The sequence below is a fragment of the Methylobacterium sp. Leaf99 genome (assembly GCF_001422375.1).
GTDB lineage: Bacteria > Pseudomonadota > Alphaproteobacteria > Rhizobiales > Beijerinckiaceae > Methylobacterium.
The window spans coordinates 1,647,999-1,663,238 of the sequence record NZ_LMMU01000001.1; the positions used below are offsets into that span (position 1 = coordinate 1,647,999).

The window sequence follows — 15,240 nt, forward strand, 5'->3', positions numbered from 1 at the left end:
GCCGCCGAAAGGGCGGCGGTCTTTCATGCCAGTGCTGGAATTCCTCAATCCGGATTCCGTTGTCCCGTCCCTGCGTGCGCGCGCCAAGAAGCAGATCCTTCAGGAGCTGAGCGCCCACGCCGTGCGCCACCTGCCGGCCCTGGACGAGCGCGAGGTGTTCGAGACCCTGCTGCAGCGCGAACGCCTCGGCTCCACCGGCATCGGCGACGGCGTGGCGATCCCCCACGGCAAGCTGCCGGGCCTCGACCGGCTGTTCGGCCTCGTGGCCCGCCTGGAGCGTCCGGTGGACTTCGACGCCCTGGACGGCCAGCCCGTGGACATCGCCTTCCTGCTCCTCGCCCCCGAGGGGGCCGGGGCCGATCACCTCAAGGCGCTGGCCCAGGTGGCCCGCCTCCTGCGCGAGCCCGGCATCCTGGACCGCATTCGCGCCGCCCGCGACGCCAGCGCCCTCTACGCCCTCCTGACCCACACGTCGGCCTCCCAGGCGGCGTGACAGCGATGCCGTTTCCCCAACGCCTCCGGTCGGCCGTGGTCCTCGGCTGCCTCGCCCTCAGCGTTCCGGCCGGGGCCGGCCCGATGGACACGGCTTGCGCCCGCGACGTCCTCGTCGCGAGCTCGATGCAGCGCCAGGCCATCGACCAGCTCGAACAGACGGGCGGCGACGACGCCGAACTGTGCCGGATCTGGCGCCGCCACGTCGAGACCATGCGCCGCGTGGCGAGCGTCTACGGCCGCTGCCTGTCGGGGGCCGAGCGCAGCGAGCGCCTCGCCCAGGTGATGGGCTCCGAGAAGGAGTTTTCGGGCCTGATCAAGGGCCGCTGCAGGGGGCTCTGAGGCCGGGGGCCGGCGGGTCTATCGCTGGCCGCGCAGGAGCAGGGGCTCGGCCACCATCTTGATGGGCTTGCCGCGGCCGACGAGGATCGCGGCGCGCGAACGCTCGGGGTCGTCCTCGAAGCGGGTCCGGACCCACGCCACCAGGAACTTGAGGTATTCCGACGCCAGGAGCCGGGCCGCCGACGGATGCTGCCACCAGCGCCCGGCATCGAAGCCCTCGGCCACCACGGGATAGGGCACCACGCGCTCGATGCCCGGCAGGGCGTGGTCGAGCTCCACCAGGGTGCGGGGCATGTGGTAGTTCGACGTCACCACCGCGACGGTGCTGAACCGGTGCAGGCGCATCCAGCGCCGGGTCTCGATGGCATTGCCGATGGTGTTGCGCGCCCGGTAGTCGAGATCGACGCAGCAATCGATCCAGTGGCGCTGGGTGGGGTTGAGGCGGGCGATCTCGTCGCGGCTGGTGCGCTCGTTGACCCCGGTGATGAGCAGGCGCCGGCCGTAGCCGTTGGCCAGAAGGTCGATGGCGTCGCCGATGCGCTGGGCGCCGCCCGTGAGCGCCACGATACCGTCGGCCCGGCCGTCGAGGGGCCTCTCGTCGCGCTCGACGCAGGCGACGAAGGCGAGGAAGCCGCCGAACAGGGCCACGCCGCCGAGACCGGCGAGCCCCAGGCCCGCCCGCAGGGTGCGGCCCAGGGACCGGACCGGCACGCGAAGGGCCGATGCCGAACGGAAGGTCGCGTCGGTCCAGGCCCAGCCGAAAGCCTCGGAGGGCCTCATGGTGTGGCTGCCTGACATCTGCGTCGTCATTCTCCGCAAGGATAGCCTGGATTGGGGCATCGACGAGGCAAGTATCTCGTCCCGGAAAGGTTCACGAAGGGTTAACGCGCTCCGGTCCTCCGCGAAGGAGCTCTTTCGACGGCATGCGTTGGGGATGAATCGTCCCCGAGGCCCGGTCAGGCGAGGAAGCGCCGCACGGTGAGGCGGGAGACGATGCCGGTGACCACGGAGGCGATGACCCCGATGAGGAGCACGCTGGCATAGCCGCGCCAGCCGATGTGGAAGGCGCCGAACAGGGCCTCGATCTCCTCCCCCGCCGGCCCCGTGCGCCAGGCGCCGGCCAGGAGCCCGGCCAGGGCGAAGGCCAGGAGCGCCGCCAAGGACCCGATGATGCCGCCCCGCAGGCCGAGGCGGAAGAACCGGCGCTGGAACGCCCGGGCGATGAAGTCGTCGTCGGCGCCGACGAAGTGCAGCACCTCCACCACCTCGCGATTGCCCGCCATGGCGCCCCGGGTGGCGAAGACCACGGCGAGGCCCGTGGCGACGAGGACGAGGGCGACGAGGCCGACGCCGACGCCCACGAAGGTGTTGGCCATGGTCGAGAGCCGGCGCAGCCACAGGGCGTGGTCGTCGAGGCTCGCGACGCCGGGGAGCGCCTCCGCGAGGGACGCGCGCAGGGGTTTCAGGTCGGGCCGGGCGGATTCGGCGAGCCGCAGGGTGACGAGGCGCGGCACCGGCAGGTCGGACAGGTCGAGGCCGCTGCCGAGCCAGGGCTCCAGCAGGCGTTCCGCCTCGGCCTTCGAGAACACCCGGGTGGAGGCGATGCCGGGGGTGGCCTTGGCCAGGGTCTCCGCCCGGGCGACGTCGGCGTCAAGGTCGCGTCCGGGGCTCGGGCGGACCTGGATGGTGACCTCCTGGGCCACGGTGCCCTGCCACTGGTCGGCGCTCGACGCGACGATCTCGGCCGCCCCCGCGCACAGGGCGGCGAGGAAGGTGAGGATGGCGATGACGGCGGCGAGCGCCCGGCTCGCCGAGGAATCCGTCGGGACCAGGGGCGCGTTGCGCCGCAGGGTCGCGGGCAGCGGGGATGGGGGCGGCGACGCGACGCGCGGCGGGGAGACGGCCTGGCTCATGAATGCTCCGGAATCATGGACGCTCCGGAATCATGGGCGCTCCACGGCGAGGCGGCCCTCGCCGAGGACCAGCCGGCGGGCATCGACGAGGTCCATCAGGGCGAAGTCGTGGGTGGCGATGAGCACGGAGGTGCCGAGGCGGTTGAGTTCGATGAACAGGCGCAGGAGGCGCCGGCCGAGTCCCGGATCGACGTTGCCCGTAGGCTCGTCGGCGAGCAGCAGTTCCGGACGGGCGATGAGGGCGCGGGCGATGGCCGCGCGCTGCTTCTCGCCGCCCGACAGCAGCGGCGGCAGCACGTGCATGCGCTCGCCCAGGCCCACCCAGCGCAGCAATTCGACGACCTCGGCGCGGTAGCTCGTCTCGGCCCGGCCCTGGACGCGCAGGGGCAGCGCCACGTTCTCGTAGGTGGTCAGATGGTCAAGGAGGCGAAAGTCCTGGAACACCACCCCCATGCGCCGGCGCAGGCCCGTCAGCTTCTCGCTCGAGATGCCGCTGACCTCCTCGCCGAACACCGACACGAGCCCCCGCGTCGGACGCACCGACAGGAGGATGAGGCGCAGGAGCGTGGTCTTGCCCGCCCCCGACGGCCCCGTGAGGAACTGGAACGAGCGCGGCGCGATCTGGAAGCTCACGTCGCTGAGCACCTCGGGGCCGAGGCCGTAGCGCATCCCGACATTCTCGAACTGGACCACCGGCTCCTCGGCGCCGGACAGCAGGCTTCCCGTATTCACCCGATCCGCCACGCTCCCCCCATCCGTTTTGCCCCGTCGGTCCTGACCCTTCGGTCCTGACCCGTCGACCTTGCCCCATCCGCCCTAACCGCGGTGCATGACCGCGGCGCCCGCTTCACGGACGGTTAACCGCGTTCGCGCAGAACCGTGTGAGTCTTTTTGACCGAGCCGGCAACTGCCGATCGAGACCCCGGGGCGCCGATTCGCCATGCTGATCGTCTGCCCGTCCTGCGCAAGCGAATATGTGATCGACACCGATCGCGTCGGTGCGGAGGGGCGCTCCGTGCGCTGCGCCGCCTGCCGCGAGACCTGGTTCATCTCCCCCGAGGACGTCGCCGCCGCCATCGAAGCCGAGATGACGGCCGCCATGATGGAGGCGGTCCAGGCCGGCCCCGAGGATGCGCAGGCGCGTGCCGAGGCCCAAGCCTCCCTCGCTGCCTGGGAGGCGGCGTTGGCCGAGGATGTCCCGGTCCCCGATCCCGGGCCGGACGAGCCGGCGGACGCCCCCGTGCCGGAGCCGCGGTCGCGGCCGAGAGCCCCGGTGAAGGCGCCAAGGCGCGCCCGCCTGTCGCCGGGTGCGGCCATCGGCCTGTCGATGGTGGCGGGGCTCGGTCTCGCCGTCCTCGGACGCACCACCGTGGTGCGGGCCATGCCCCAGAGCGCCGGGCTCTACGCCCGCATCGGGCTGCCGGTGAACCTGCGCGGCCTCGACCTGCGCGACGTCGTCGCCTTCCAGACGCAGGGGGACGGCGCCCAGCTCGTGGTCGAGGGCGACGTGGTCGGGGTCGCCGCCGAGGGCGCGCCGGTGCCGCCCATCGAGATCGAGGTCCGCGACGGGCGCGACCAGACCCTCTACCGCTGGAGCGTGGCCGCGCCGCGCCGTACCCTGGAGAACCGCGAGACGGCCCGCTTCCGCGCCAGCCTGCAGGCCCCGCCCCCCGAGGCGCGCGCGGTGTCGGTGCGCTTCGCCTCCCGCGCCGACGGGGGGCCGCGCCCGGACGGGTCCGCGAATGCCAAAGCCGGTGCCAGCGCCCGTCACCCGTGATATGAAGTGCCCATGACGACTCCCTCCCGACGCGTTCGCGTCCTCTTCGACGAAGCCGCCATCGCCCGGCGCACCGAGGAACTCGCCGCCGCCATCGCGGCGGCCAAGCCCCAGGATCTGCTGGTGGTGGCGGTGCTCAAGGGCAGCTTCATGTTCGCCGCCGACCTCCTGCGCGCGCTGCACCGGACCGGGCTCGAGCCGCAGGCGGAGTTCGTCCACCTGTCGAGCTATCGCACCGCCACGGTCTCGTCGGGCCAGGTCGAGATCCTGCGCGACGTCGAGAGCGAGGTGCGCGGGCGCGACGTGCTGCTCATCGACGACATCCTGGAATCCGGCCGCACCATCGTGTTCGCCAAGGATCTGCTGATGGCGCGGGGCGCCAAGCGCGTGCTCACGGCCGTGCTTCTCGAGAAGCCCGGCAAGCGCGCCGTCACCATCGACGCCGACTTCGTCGGCTTCACCTGCCCCGACGTGTTCGTGGTCGGCTACGGCATGGATGTGGCCCACGCCTACCGGCAACTGCCCTTCGTCGGCCTCGTCGATTACGACAGCCCCGAGCCGGATCTGTTCGGCGGCACCTGAATCGGGCCTTGTGCCCGCATCATCGCGTTGAACACCACGATTCGATGCGAGAAAAAGTCCGCGCGGGAACCCATATCGGGTTCCATCCCTTGACAGCGCGGCTCTCCGCTTGCGTGACTGACATTCCTCCCATTCAAGAGAACCTGACGAGAGATGGCGCGCATCCTGCTCGTGGATGACGAAGAGACGGTTCGGGGCTTCCTCAAGCGGGGCCTGGAAATCGACGGCCACGCCGTGGTGACCGCCACGGACGGCAGCGACGGACTCGACCGCCTCACGGAGGCCGACGGGGCCTTCGATCTCATGCTCACGGACATCCGCATGCCGCTGATGGACGGGATCGCCCTGGCGCTCGCGGCCAAGCGCGATTTTCCCAACCTTACGATCCTGCTGATGACGGGCTTTGCCGATCAGCGCGAGCGGGCGCGGGGCCTCGACGCCATCGTCACCGACGTGCTGACGAAGCCGTTCTCCCTCGCTGATCTTCGCTCCACCGTGAACCGGGCCCTGGCCGCCTGAACGGCGCCCCTTCCCCCGTCGACGGTTGGGAAAGCCCGAGCGACGCTCGCGGCTGCGCGGGCGCGTGGGCTCCCCCCGTATGAGGATCGCCCTGTCCGTCGCGCCGGACACGGAACCCTGTCCGAACTTTCGGACAGCAGGCGGCCGATCCGGGCGGGATACCGCACTGCGGCAAACCACAAAAATCATTCAAGTCTTTGTTTCATCGGTTTAATTTAAATGGACTAGACTTGGTCCGCTTCCTGCAAAATCATACTGACAAAGAGCGGGCGAACGCGCCTGATCCGCTCAAGAACCACCAGGGAGGATACTATGGAGCGTAGCCGCGACCTCGACCCCGTCGAGACGCAGGAATGGCTCGATTCGCTGGACGGCGTTCTCGACGTCGACGGGCCGGAGCGGGCGCATTACCTGATCGAGCAGGTCATCGACGGAGCCCGCAAGAAGGGCGCCCCGGTTCCGTACTCGGCCAACACCGCCTATCTCAACACGATCCTGCCCCAGAACCAGGACCCGCATCCGGGCGACCGGGCCATCGAGCACCGCATCCGCTCGGCGATCCGCTGGAACGCCATCGCGATCATCCTGCGGGCCAACAAGGATTCCTCGGAGCTCGGCGGCCACATCGCCAGCTTCCAGTCGGCGGCGACGCTCTACGACACCGGCTTCATGCATTTCTGGCGCGGAGCCAACGCCGATCACGGCGGCGACCTCATCTACGTGCAGGGCCATTCCTCGCCCGGCGTCTACGCCCGCGCCTTCCTCGAAGGCCGCCTCACGGAGGAACAGCTCCTCGGCTTCCGCCAGGAAGTCGGCGGCAAGGGCCTGTCGTCCTATCCGCATCCCTGGCTCATGCCGGATTTCTGGCAGTTCCCCACGGTCTCCATGGGCCTCGGGCCCCTGATGGCGATCTACCAGGCCCGCTTCCTGCGCTACCTGCACCACCGCGACCTCGCCAAGACCGACGGCCGCAAGGTCTGGGCCTTCATGGGCGACGGCGAGATGGACGAGCCCGAAAGCCTGGGTGCCATCGCCCTCGCCGCGCGTGAAAAACTCGACAACCTCGTCTTCGTCATCAACTGCAACCTCCAGCGCCTCGACGGGCCGGTGCGCGGCAACGGCAAGATCGTCCAGGAACTCGAGGCCGATTTCCGGGGGGCCGGCTGGAACGTCATCAAGGTGCTGTGGGGGTCGGGCTGGGACGCCCTGATCCAGAAGGACACCACCGGCATGCTGGCGCGCCTCATGGAGGAATGCGTCGACGGCCAGTATCAGGACTTCAAGTCGAAGAGCGGCGCCTACGTCCGCGAGCACTTCTTCGGCAAGTATCCGGAGACGGCGGCCCTGGTGGCCGATTGGAGCGACGACGACATCTGGCGCCTGACCCGCGGCGGCCACGACCCGCGCAAGGTCTTCGCGGCCTACAGCGCCGCCTCCAAGCACAAGGGCCAGCCGACCCTCATCCTCGCCAAGACCGTCAAGGGCTACGGCATGGGCGAGTCCGGCGAGGCCCAGAACATCACCCACCAGCAGAAGAAGATGGGCGAGGCGGTGCTGCGCCAGTTCCGCGACCGCTTCCAGATCGACCTCACGGACGACCAGCTGAAGGAGATCCCCTTCATCCGGTTCCCCGAGGGCAGCCCCGAACACCGCTACCTCATGGCCCGGCGCGAGGCCCTCGGCGGTCCCCTCCCCCTGCGGCGGCAGAAGTCGCAGGCCCTGGAGATCCCGCCGCTCTCGGCGTTCTCGGCCCAGCTCAAGGAGACCGCGGGCCGCGAGATCTCCACGACCATGGCCTTCGTCCGCATCCTCAACACGCTCCTGCGCGACAAGAACATCGGCAAGCGCATCGTGCCGATCGTGCCCGACGAGAGCCGGACCTTCGGCATGGAGGGCATGTTCCGCCAGTTCGGCATCTTCTCCCAGGTCGGCCAGCTCTACCGGCCGGAGGATGCCAACCAGCTCATGTACTACAAGGAGGACAAGAACGGTCAGATGCTCCAGGAGGGCATCAACGAGCCGGGCGCCATGTCGTCCTGGATCGCGGCCGCGACCTCCTACTCGCACTCCGACGCGCCGACGATCCCGTTCTACGTCTACTACTCGATGTTCGGCTTCCAACGGGTCGGCGACCTCGCCTGGGCGGCGGGCGACATGCGGGCGCGCGGCTTCCTCATCGGCGGCACCGCCGGGCGTACCACCCTCAACGGCGAGGGCCTGCAGCACGAGGACGGCCACAGCCACCTGATCTCGTCGACCATCCCGAACTGCGTCTCCTACGACCCGACCTTCTCCTACGAAGTCGCCGTGATCGTGCAGGACGGCCTGCGCCGGATGTATGCCGAGCAGGAGGACGTGTTCTACTACCTCACGGTGATGAACGAGAACTACGAGCACCCGGGCATGCCCGAGGGCGCGGAGGCCGGCATCATCAAGGGCATGTACCTGTTCCGCGAGGGCGGACCGGAGACGACGAAGGGCCAGCGGGTGCAGCTGCTCGGCAGCGGCACCATCCTGCGCGAGGTCATCGCCGCCGCCGCCCTGCTGGAGCAGGATTTCGGGATCGCCTCCGACATCTGGAGTTGTCCGAGCTTCACGGAGTTGCGCCGCGATGCCATGGCGGCGGAGCGCTGGAACCTGCTCCACCCCCTTGAGGACAAGCGCCTCTCCCACGTCGAGACGTGTCTCTCCGGCCGCACCGGCCCGGTGGTGGCGGCCACCGACTACATGCGCCTGTTCGCCGACCAGATCCGCACCTGGGTTCCGGGCCGCTATCGCGTCCTCGGCACCGACGGCTTCGGCCGCTCGGATTACCGGGCGCGCCTGCGCGACTTCTTCGAGGTCAACCGGCACTGGGTCGTGGTCGCCGCCCTGCACAGCCTCGCCGAGGACGGCGTGATCCCGGCCCAGACCGTGGCGGACGCCATCGCCAAGTACGGCATCGACACGGACCGGCCGGCACCCTGGACCGTCTGATCCGCGCCCCGTCGGCCGCCCCGTTCCGGCGGCCGGCGCCTTCGAGTTTTCGACCCTTCACCTCGAACAGAGACCGGACGAGGGGGCCCGCAAGAGGCCCCGCTTCACCCAGGGAGACTGCGCAGTGGGCATCGAGATCAACATCCCGGACATCGGCGACTTCAAGGACATTCCGATCATCGAGATCCACGTGAAGGAGGGCGACACGATCGGGCCCGACGATCCGCTGGTCTCGCTGGAATCCGACAAGGCGACCATGGACGTGCCCTCGCCGAGCGCCGGCGTGGTCGAGACGATCCTGGTGAAGCTCGGGGACAAGGTCAGCGAAGGCTCGCCGCTCCTGGTGTTCAAGGGCAAGGGCGACACGGCCGCCGCCGCGAAGGCCGCCGAGGCCCCGGCCGGCGCCGACGGCGCCGCGCTGCTGGCCAAGCAGGAGCCGGCCCCAGATTCCGGCCCGGCCCCGCGCGCCGCTCCGAGCTCCGCACCGGCCGGCAACATCCCCGATTTCTCGCAGGTCCATGCCAGCCCCGGCGTGCGCCGCCTGGCGCGCGAACTCGGGATCGACCTCACCGCCGTCAAAGGCACCGGCGAGAAGGGCCGCGTGACCAAGGAGGACGTGAAGGGGCACCTCACGCGCTCCGCCGCCCCGGCGCCCGGCGCTTCCGGCACGGCCGCGTTCTCCGGCGGCGGCATGGGCATCCCCGAGATCCCGGCCGTGGATTTCTCGAAGTTCGGCCCGACGGAGACCCGGCCGCTGTCGCGGATCAAGAAGATCTCCGGCGCGCACCTCCACCGGTCCTGGCTCAACGTGCCGCTGGTCACCCACCAGGACGAGTCCGACATCACCGAGACCGACGCCTACCGCAAGGAGCTCGACAACCAGGGCAAGGAGCTCAAGGACAAGGGCTACCGCGTCACCCTGCTGGCCTTCCTGATCAAGGCCGCCGTCTCTGCCCTGCGCAAGCACCCCGAGTTCAACGCCTCCCTCAACCCTGAGAAGGACGCGCTGATCCTCAAGCAATACTACAATATCGGCGTGGCGGTGGACACGCCGGACGGCCTCGTCGTTCCGGTGGTGAAGGACGCCGACCGCAAGGGCATCATCGAGATCAGCCGCGATCTCGGCGCCATCTCGGCGAAGGCCCGCGAGGGCAAGCTCGCCGCCGCGGACATGCAGGGCGCGACCTTCTCCATCTCCAGCCTCGGCGGCATCGGCGGCACCTCCTTCACGCCCCTGGTCAACGCCCCCGAGGTCGCCATCCTCGGCGTCGCGCGCTCGAAGATGAGTCCGGTCTGGAACGGCACGGAGTTCAAGCCGCGCCTGATCGTGCCGCTCTCGCTCTCCTACGACCACCGCGTCATCGACGGGGCGCTCGCCGCGCGCTTCGCCCGCCACCTCGCCCACGTCCTCGAGGACGTCCGTCGCCTCGTCGTCTGACGAAGCCCGGAAGCGCGAACAGAGTGAGGTGACACCATGAGCAGCAACGACGTCCACCTGCCGGATATCGGCGACTTCAAGAACGTGCCCGTCATCGAGGTCAGCGTCAGCCCCGGCGACGTGATCGCGATCGACGACGTGATCATCGTGCTGGAATCCGACAAGGCGACCATGGACATCCCGTCCCCGGTGGCCGGCACCGTCGCGGAGGTGAAGATCAAGGCCGGCGATACGGTCAGCCAAGGCGACCTGATCCTGGTGATGGCGGGGGCCGCCGCCGCCACGGGCGCGCCCAAGCCCACGGTGACGGACACCACGAGCACGGGCGGAGCGGCTTCGGCGCCGGCCACCGGCGCCCACGCCCATGCCCCTGGCGAGGGGCAGGCCGGCTACGGCTCGGCCGCGACCCAGGGCGGCAACGGCGCCCGGACGGCCCCCGCGCCCAAGGGTGCGGCGCCCGTCTCCGGCGAGGAGATGCGGGCGCAGGTGCTCGTCATCGGCGCGGGACCGGGCGGCTACACCGCCGCGTTCCGGGCGGCCGATCTCGGCCAGTCCGTGGTGCTCGTCGAGCGCTGGCCGAGCCTCGGCGGCGTCTGCCTCAACGTCGGCTGCATCCCGTCGAAAGCCCTGCTGCACGCGGCCAAGGTCATCGACGAGAGCCATGCCATGGCGGCGCACGGCATCTCCTTCACCGCGCCGCAGATCGACATCGACAAACTGCGTGCGTGGAAGGACGGCGTGGTCAAGCGCCTCACCGGCGGCCTCACCGGCCTCGCCAAGCAGCGCAAGGTCACGGTGGTGACGGGCGAGGCCCGCTTCGTCTCACCCCATCAGGTCGCGGTCGAGCACGAAGGCCAGACCCGAATCATCGGCTTCGATCACGCCATCATCGCGGCCGGCTCCGAGCCGGTGCAGATGCCGTTCATCCCGCATGACGACCCACGGGTCATCGACTCGACGGGGGCGCTGGAACTCGACGGCGTGCCGGCCCGTCTTCTCGTGATCGGCGGCGGCATCATCGGGCTGGAGATGGCGACCGTCTACCACGCGCTCGGCTCGAAGGTGACCATCGTCGAGCTGATGGACCAGATCATCCCGGGTGCGGACAAGGACATGGTCACGCCGCTGATGAAGCGCATCCAGAAACAGTACGAGGCCATCCACCTCAAGGCCAAGGTCACCGCCGTCGAGGCGACGCCGGAGGGCCTGAAGGTCTCGTTCGAGGGCGGCACCGCGCCGGCGACCGACATCTTCGACAAGGTGCTGGTCTCGGTGGGACGTCGCCCCAACGGCAAGCGCATCGGCGCGGAGGCGGCGGGCGTCGCCGTGGACGAGCGCGGCTTCATCGCCGTCGACAAGCAGATGCGAACCAACGTGCCCCACATCTTCGCCATTGGCGACGTAGTCGGGCAGCCGATGCTGGCCCACAAGGCGACCCATGAAGGCAAGGTCGCGGCCGAGGTCGCCGCCGGCAGGACCAGCGTCTTCGATGCCAAGGTGATCCCGTCCGTCGCCTACACCGACCCGGAGGTGGCCTGGGTCGGTATGACCGAGAACGAGGCCAAGGCGAAGGGCATCAAGGTCGGCAAGGGCGTGTTCCCCTGGGCGGCCTCCGGGCGCTCCCTGGCGCTGGGGCGCGAGGAGGGCCTGACCAAGGTCCTGTTCGACCCCGAGACCGACCGCATCCTCGGCTGCGGTATCGTCGGGCCGTCGGCGGGCGACCTCATCGCGGAGGCGGCACTCGCCATCGAGATGGGAGCGGATGCCGAGGATATCGGCCTGACCATCCACCCGCACCCGACCCTGTCGGAGACGATCGGACTCGCGGCCGAGGCCTTCGAGGGGACGATCACCGACCTCTACATGCCCAGGAAGGACGGGGCCAAGAAGGCCCACTGAGAGGCTTCGAGATCCCCGCTGCGTCCGGGAGACCGCGTCGCCCGAAGATCCCCCCACTCGGGCTCAACGCACCCTCCGGGCCACCCGGCCCGGGGGACGGGGACGGCCGTGTCATCGGCACGGACAGAGGCGCGGCCTGCGACCGGTCCCTTCGGGTTCGGTCAGACCCCGTGTGTCGCCCTGGTGTCGCATTCGCGCTTCGCCAGGGCCGACGACGCGGAGGCGCGATCCGGAATCTCAGACGGCGGGCGGGGCCTTGTCGGAAATCGACCGGGCGCGGCCGAAATCGGCTTCCGCCGTCTCCTGGCCCATGGCGACGATGCCCTTGCGGATGGTGCGGGTGCGGCTGAAGAGTTCGTGGAGCGCGTCGCCGTCGCCCCAGCGGATGGCGCGGGCCAACGCCGCGAGGTCCTCGTTGAAGCGCCCGAGCATCTCCAGCACCGCGTCCTTGTTGGTGAGGAACACGTCGCGCCACATGGTCGGGTCGGAGGCGGCGATGCGGGTGAAATCGCGGAAGCCGCCGGCGGAGAACTTGATCACCTCCGACTGCGTCACCGCCTCCAGATCGGCGGCGGTGCCGACGATGTTGAAGGCGATGAGGTGCGGCACGTGGCTGGTGATGGCGAGCACAAGGTCGTGGTGCTCGGGCGTCATGGTCTCGACGATGGCGCCGAGCCCCTCCCAGAACGCCTGGACCCGGGCGCTCGCCGCCGCATCCGTGCCGTCCGGTGGGGTCAAGATGCACCAGCGCCCGGAGAACAGGGTCGAGAACCCGGCATCCGGGCCGGAATACTCGGTGCCTGCGACGGGATGCGCCGGCACGAAGGCGACGCCGTCGGGCAGGTGCGGCGCCACGGCCGCGACCACGGAGGCCTTCACCGACCCGACATCGGACACGATGGCGCCGGGCTTCAAGGCTCCGCCCATGGCCTCCGCCACGGCCCCGACGGCCCCCACCGGCACGCATAGGATCACAAGGTCGGCGTTCGCCACGCCGGCAGCGACTTCGTCGGTGGCCGTGTCGGCGAGGCCGAGCGCCCGCACGCGCTCCAGAACGCCCCAGTCGCGGTCGACGGCCACGATGGTCCGGGCGAGCCCGTACTGCCGTGCGCCCCGGGCGATGGACGAGCCGATGAGCCCGAGACCGACGATGGCGAGGGTGCCGATGACGGGGTCGCCGGTGACGGGCGTGTCGATCTCAGGCACGGGGCGCGGCCCCGACGAAGTCGGTGAGCGCGGCGAGGAAGGCGCGATTGGCCTCTTCGCTACCGACGGTGACGCGCAGGGCATGGGGCAGGCCGTAGGACGAGACCCGCCGGACGATGATCCCGCGCGCCGTCAGGAACGCGTCCGCCTCCGCCGCCGTGCGCCCGGCCGCGTCGGGAAAATGCACGAGCGCGAAGTTGGCGACGCTCGGCGTCACCGTGAGCCCGAGGGCCGTCACCGCCTCGGCGAGCCAGGCGAGCCAGGTGTCGTTGTGGGCGATCGCCGCCGCCACGTGCGCCTCGTCGGCGATGGCCGCGGCGCCCGCGGCGATGCCGGGTCCGGACAGGTTGAACGGGCCCCGGATGCGGTTGACCGCGTCGGCCACCTCCGCCGGGGCGACCATCCAGCCGATGCGCAGGGAAGCGAGGCCGTGGATCTTCGAGAAGGTCCGGGTCATCACCACGTTCAGGGATTCGAGCACGAGGTCGAGGCCGGCGCTGTAATCGTTGGCGCGGACATACTCGGCATAGGCCCCGTCGAGGACGAGGAGGACGTGGGGCGGCAGGCCGGCGTGCAGGCGGCGGACCTCGTCGAAGGGCAGGTAGGTGCCCGTCGGGTTGTTGGGGTTGGCGAGGTAGACGATCTTAGTGCGCGGGGTGACGGCGGCCAGCATGGCGTCGACGTCGGCCGTGAGGTCGCGCTCGGGCACCACCACGGGGGTGCCGCCGGCGGCCAGGATCGCGATCCGGTACACGAGGAAGCCGTGCGCGCAGAAGATGCCCTCGTCGCCAGCGCCCATGTAGGCATAGGCGAGGAAGGACAGGAGTTCGTCGGAGCCCGCGCCGCAGACGATGCGGGCGGGGTCGAGGCCGTAGCGCCGGCCAATGGCCTCGCGCAGGCGCGCCGAGGTGCCGTCCGGATAGAGTTCGAGCTTGCCCGACGCCTCCTGAAGGGCGGCGAGAGCCTGCGGGCTCGGTCCCAGGGGCGTCTCGTTGGAGGAGAGCTTGTGGACCTTGTGCGCCCCCGGCGCGCCGCTCTTGCCGGGCACGTAGGCCTCGATGGCGAGGACGCCCGGACGGGGCACCGGGCGGGCGGAGGCGGTCGTGTCAGGGGACATGGCGGAGGACATGAAACGGGCCGGGGTGATCGCTAAGGCCACCGTCTAACAAAGCTTGCCGGCCTTGACGAGGAGAGGGCGTGGCTCACCGTCCCTTGCGCAGGGGCCGGACGAAGCCGGGGCCGCCCGGGGCGAAGCCGGTGGCGCGGCAGAATGCGTCGAGGTCGGTCAGTTCCGGCGACGCCACGAGCTGGAGGGTATCGCACTCGGCCATGCGGGCGGCCTGGGAAGCGGCCTTGATCAGGAGCCGCCCGAGGCCGCGACGGCGCTGCTCGGCCCCCACGAACAGGGCGGTGACCTGCGCCACCGGCCGGGCCTCCGTGAGGGTCCGGTACCAGTGCAGCATCACGAGGCCGCTCGGCGGTCCCCATTCCTGGGCGATGAGCGCGACACCGGCCCCGGTCCGCATGGCCTCCAGGCGCTCGGCGAGGGAGTCGGGCGGAATCGTGAGCCCGGCCTCAGCCAGCAGGACGGCGAGGCCCGGCGCATCGGCGGCGCTCGCGGCGCGGATTTCCAGGCCGTGGCGGCTTCCCAATGCGCGTTCCGATCCCTGTCCCGCCGATCTATGTCCCGCCGGTCCGGGTCCCGGCCCAGGCCCGGTCGCGCTCCGCCTGCGCGGCGCGGGCGGCGGCACTCTGACGTTCCTGCTCGGCATGGACGGCCCGCAGGCGCCGCGCCTCGCGCTCCGCCATCTTGCGCCGGCGCGTCTCGGCGGCAAGCTTCTGGGCCTGCAATTCCGCGACGGTGATCGGCTCGGGCGGGGCCTTGGGCGCCTGCCAGGCGTAGGTCGGAGCCGGGCGCGGCGTCGCGGTGTCCCGCCGCGCCGCGCCGAACGCCTCGGCCTCGGCCAGGGTCAGACCGGCGGCGGCGGCGATGCGGAGGGCGGCGGCCCGGCCGGCGGCGCGCTCGCCCGGGGTGGCGCCGCGCTCCATCAGGGCCCGGCACTTGTCGAACCGTTCGCGGTCGAAGACCACCGGAC

The 15,240-nt window shown here is 70.6% G+C and carries 14 protein-coding genes and 1 pseudogene; 8 read left to right on the plus strand and 7 right to left on the minus strand.

From position 1 onward, the window contains the following. Positions 1–25 precede the first annotated feature (25 nt). Together ptsN and ASF28_RS07495 are read left to right on the plus strand one after the other, a co-directional pair. Positions 26–493 carry a PTS IIA-like nitrogen regulatory protein PtsN gene (ptsN, locus tag ASF28_RS07490; protein WP_056089668.1) on the plus strand — a complete coding sequence of 156 codons (468 nt, stop codon included), beginning with the start codon at positions 26–28 and terminating at the stop codon, positions 491–493. 5 nt (positions 494–498) lie between these two features. Further along, positions 499–834, plus strand: coding sequence for a hypothetical protein (locus ASF28_RS07495; protein WP_056089673.1), 336 nt, complete (start codon positions 499–501; stop codon positions 832–834). Positions 835–852: 18 nt separating this feature from the next. Here the strand turns inward: ASF28_RS07495 and ASF28_RS07500 are convergent, their stop codons facing one another. The 3 genes from ASF28_RS07500 to ftsE all read right to left on the minus strand — a co-directional run bounded on the left by ASF28_RS07500 (position 853) and on the right by ftsE (position 3,479). Next, positions 853–1,632, minus strand: a complete 780-nt coding sequence (locus ASF28_RS07500; RefSeq protein ID WP_082476139.1) for a YdcF family protein — start codon at positions 1,630–1,632, stop codon at positions 853–855. Between the two features lie 158 nt (positions 1,633–1,790). Beyond that, on the minus strand, positions 1,791–2,747 hold the full coding sequence (locus ASF28_RS07505; RefSeq protein WP_056089676.1) for a cell division protein FtsX: 957 nt from the start codon (positions 2,745–2,747) through the stop codon (positions 1,791–1,793). A gap of 30 nt (positions 2,748–2,777) precedes the next feature. After that, positions 2,778–3,479: a cell division ATP-binding protein FtsE gene (ftsE, locus tag ASF28_RS07510; protein ID WP_147709011.1), complete on the minus strand. Its 702-nt coding sequence runs from the start codon at positions 3,477–3,479 to the stop codon at positions 2,778–2,780. A gap of 208 nt (positions 3,480–3,687) precedes the next feature. Between ftsE and ASF28_RS07515 the strand changes: the two genes are divergently transcribed. From ASF28_RS07515 to lpdA, 6 genes and pseudogenes are all read left to right on the plus strand, one after another. Beyond that, positions 3,688–4,524, plus strand: a complete 837-nt coding sequence (locus ASF28_RS07515) for a zinc-ribbon domain-containing protein (protein ID WP_082476044.1) — start codon at positions 3,688–3,690, stop codon at positions 4,522–4,524. A 12-nt stretch (positions 4,525–4,536) separates the two neighbouring features. Then, complete coding sequence (gene hpt / locus ASF28_RS07520; RefSeq protein ID WP_056089682.1) at positions 4,537–5,106, plus strand: hypoxanthine phosphoribosyltransferase; 570 nt, start codon at positions 4,537–4,539, stop codon at positions 5,104–5,106. A 153-nt stretch (positions 5,107–5,259) separates the two neighbouring features. Next, complete coding sequence (locus tag ASF28_RS07525; RefSeq protein WP_055946868.1) at positions 5,260–5,625, plus strand: response regulator; 366 nt, start codon at positions 5,260–5,262, stop codon at positions 5,623–5,625. A gap of 312 nt (positions 5,626–5,937) precedes the next feature. Then, positions 5,938–8,601, plus strand: a complete 2,664-nt coding sequence (aceE, locus tag ASF28_RS07530; protein ID WP_056089683.1) for a pyruvate dehydrogenase (acetyl-transferring), homodimeric type — start codon at positions 5,938–5,940, stop codon at positions 8,599–8,601. A 118-nt stretch (positions 8,602–8,719) separates the two neighbouring features. Further along, a pseudogene (aceF, locus tag ASF28_RS07535) lies at positions 8,720–10,039 on the plus strand (dihydrolipoyllysine-residue acetyltransferase); the annotation flags it as partial. 36 nt (positions 10,040–10,075) lie between these two features. Then, on the plus strand, positions 10,076–11,938 hold the full coding sequence (gene lpdA, locus ASF28_RS07540) for a dihydrolipoyl dehydrogenase (RefSeq protein WP_056089687.1): 1,863 nt from the start codon (positions 10,076–10,078) through the stop codon (positions 11,936–11,938). A 237-nt stretch (positions 11,939–12,175) separates the two neighbouring features. On the opposite strand, the gene ASF28_RS07545 is transcribed toward lpdA, so the two are convergent. The 4 genes from ASF28_RS07545 to ASF28_RS07560 all read right to left on the minus strand — a co-directional run bounded on the left by ASF28_RS07545 (position 12,176) and on the right by ASF28_RS07560 (position 15,235). After that, positions 12,176–13,135 carry a prephenate/arogenate dehydrogenase family protein gene (locus tag ASF28_RS07545; protein WP_244474968.1) on the minus strand — a complete coding sequence of 320 codons (960 nt, stop codon included), beginning with the start codon at positions 13,133–13,135 and terminating at the stop codon, positions 12,176–12,178. 1 nt (position 13,136) lies between these two features. Further along, positions 13,137–14,261 carry a pyridoxal phosphate-dependent aminotransferase gene (locus tag ASF28_RS07550; protein ID WP_056091410.1) on the minus strand — a complete coding sequence of 375 codons (1,125 nt, stop codon included), beginning with the start codon at positions 14,259–14,261 and terminating at the stop codon, positions 13,137–13,139. Between the two features lie 85 nt (positions 14,262–14,346). Further along, positions 14,347–14,796, minus strand: coding sequence for a GNAT family N-acetyltransferase (locus ASF28_RS07555; protein WP_056089690.1), 450 nt, complete (start codon positions 14,794–14,796; stop codon positions 14,347–14,349). Between the two features lie 28 nt (positions 14,797–14,824). Further along, on the minus strand, positions 14,825–15,235 hold the full coding sequence (locus ASF28_RS07560) for a hypothetical protein (RefSeq protein WP_244474925.1): 411 nt from the start codon (positions 15,233–15,235) through the stop codon (positions 14,825–14,827). Positions 15,236–15,240 lie beyond the last annotated feature (5 nt).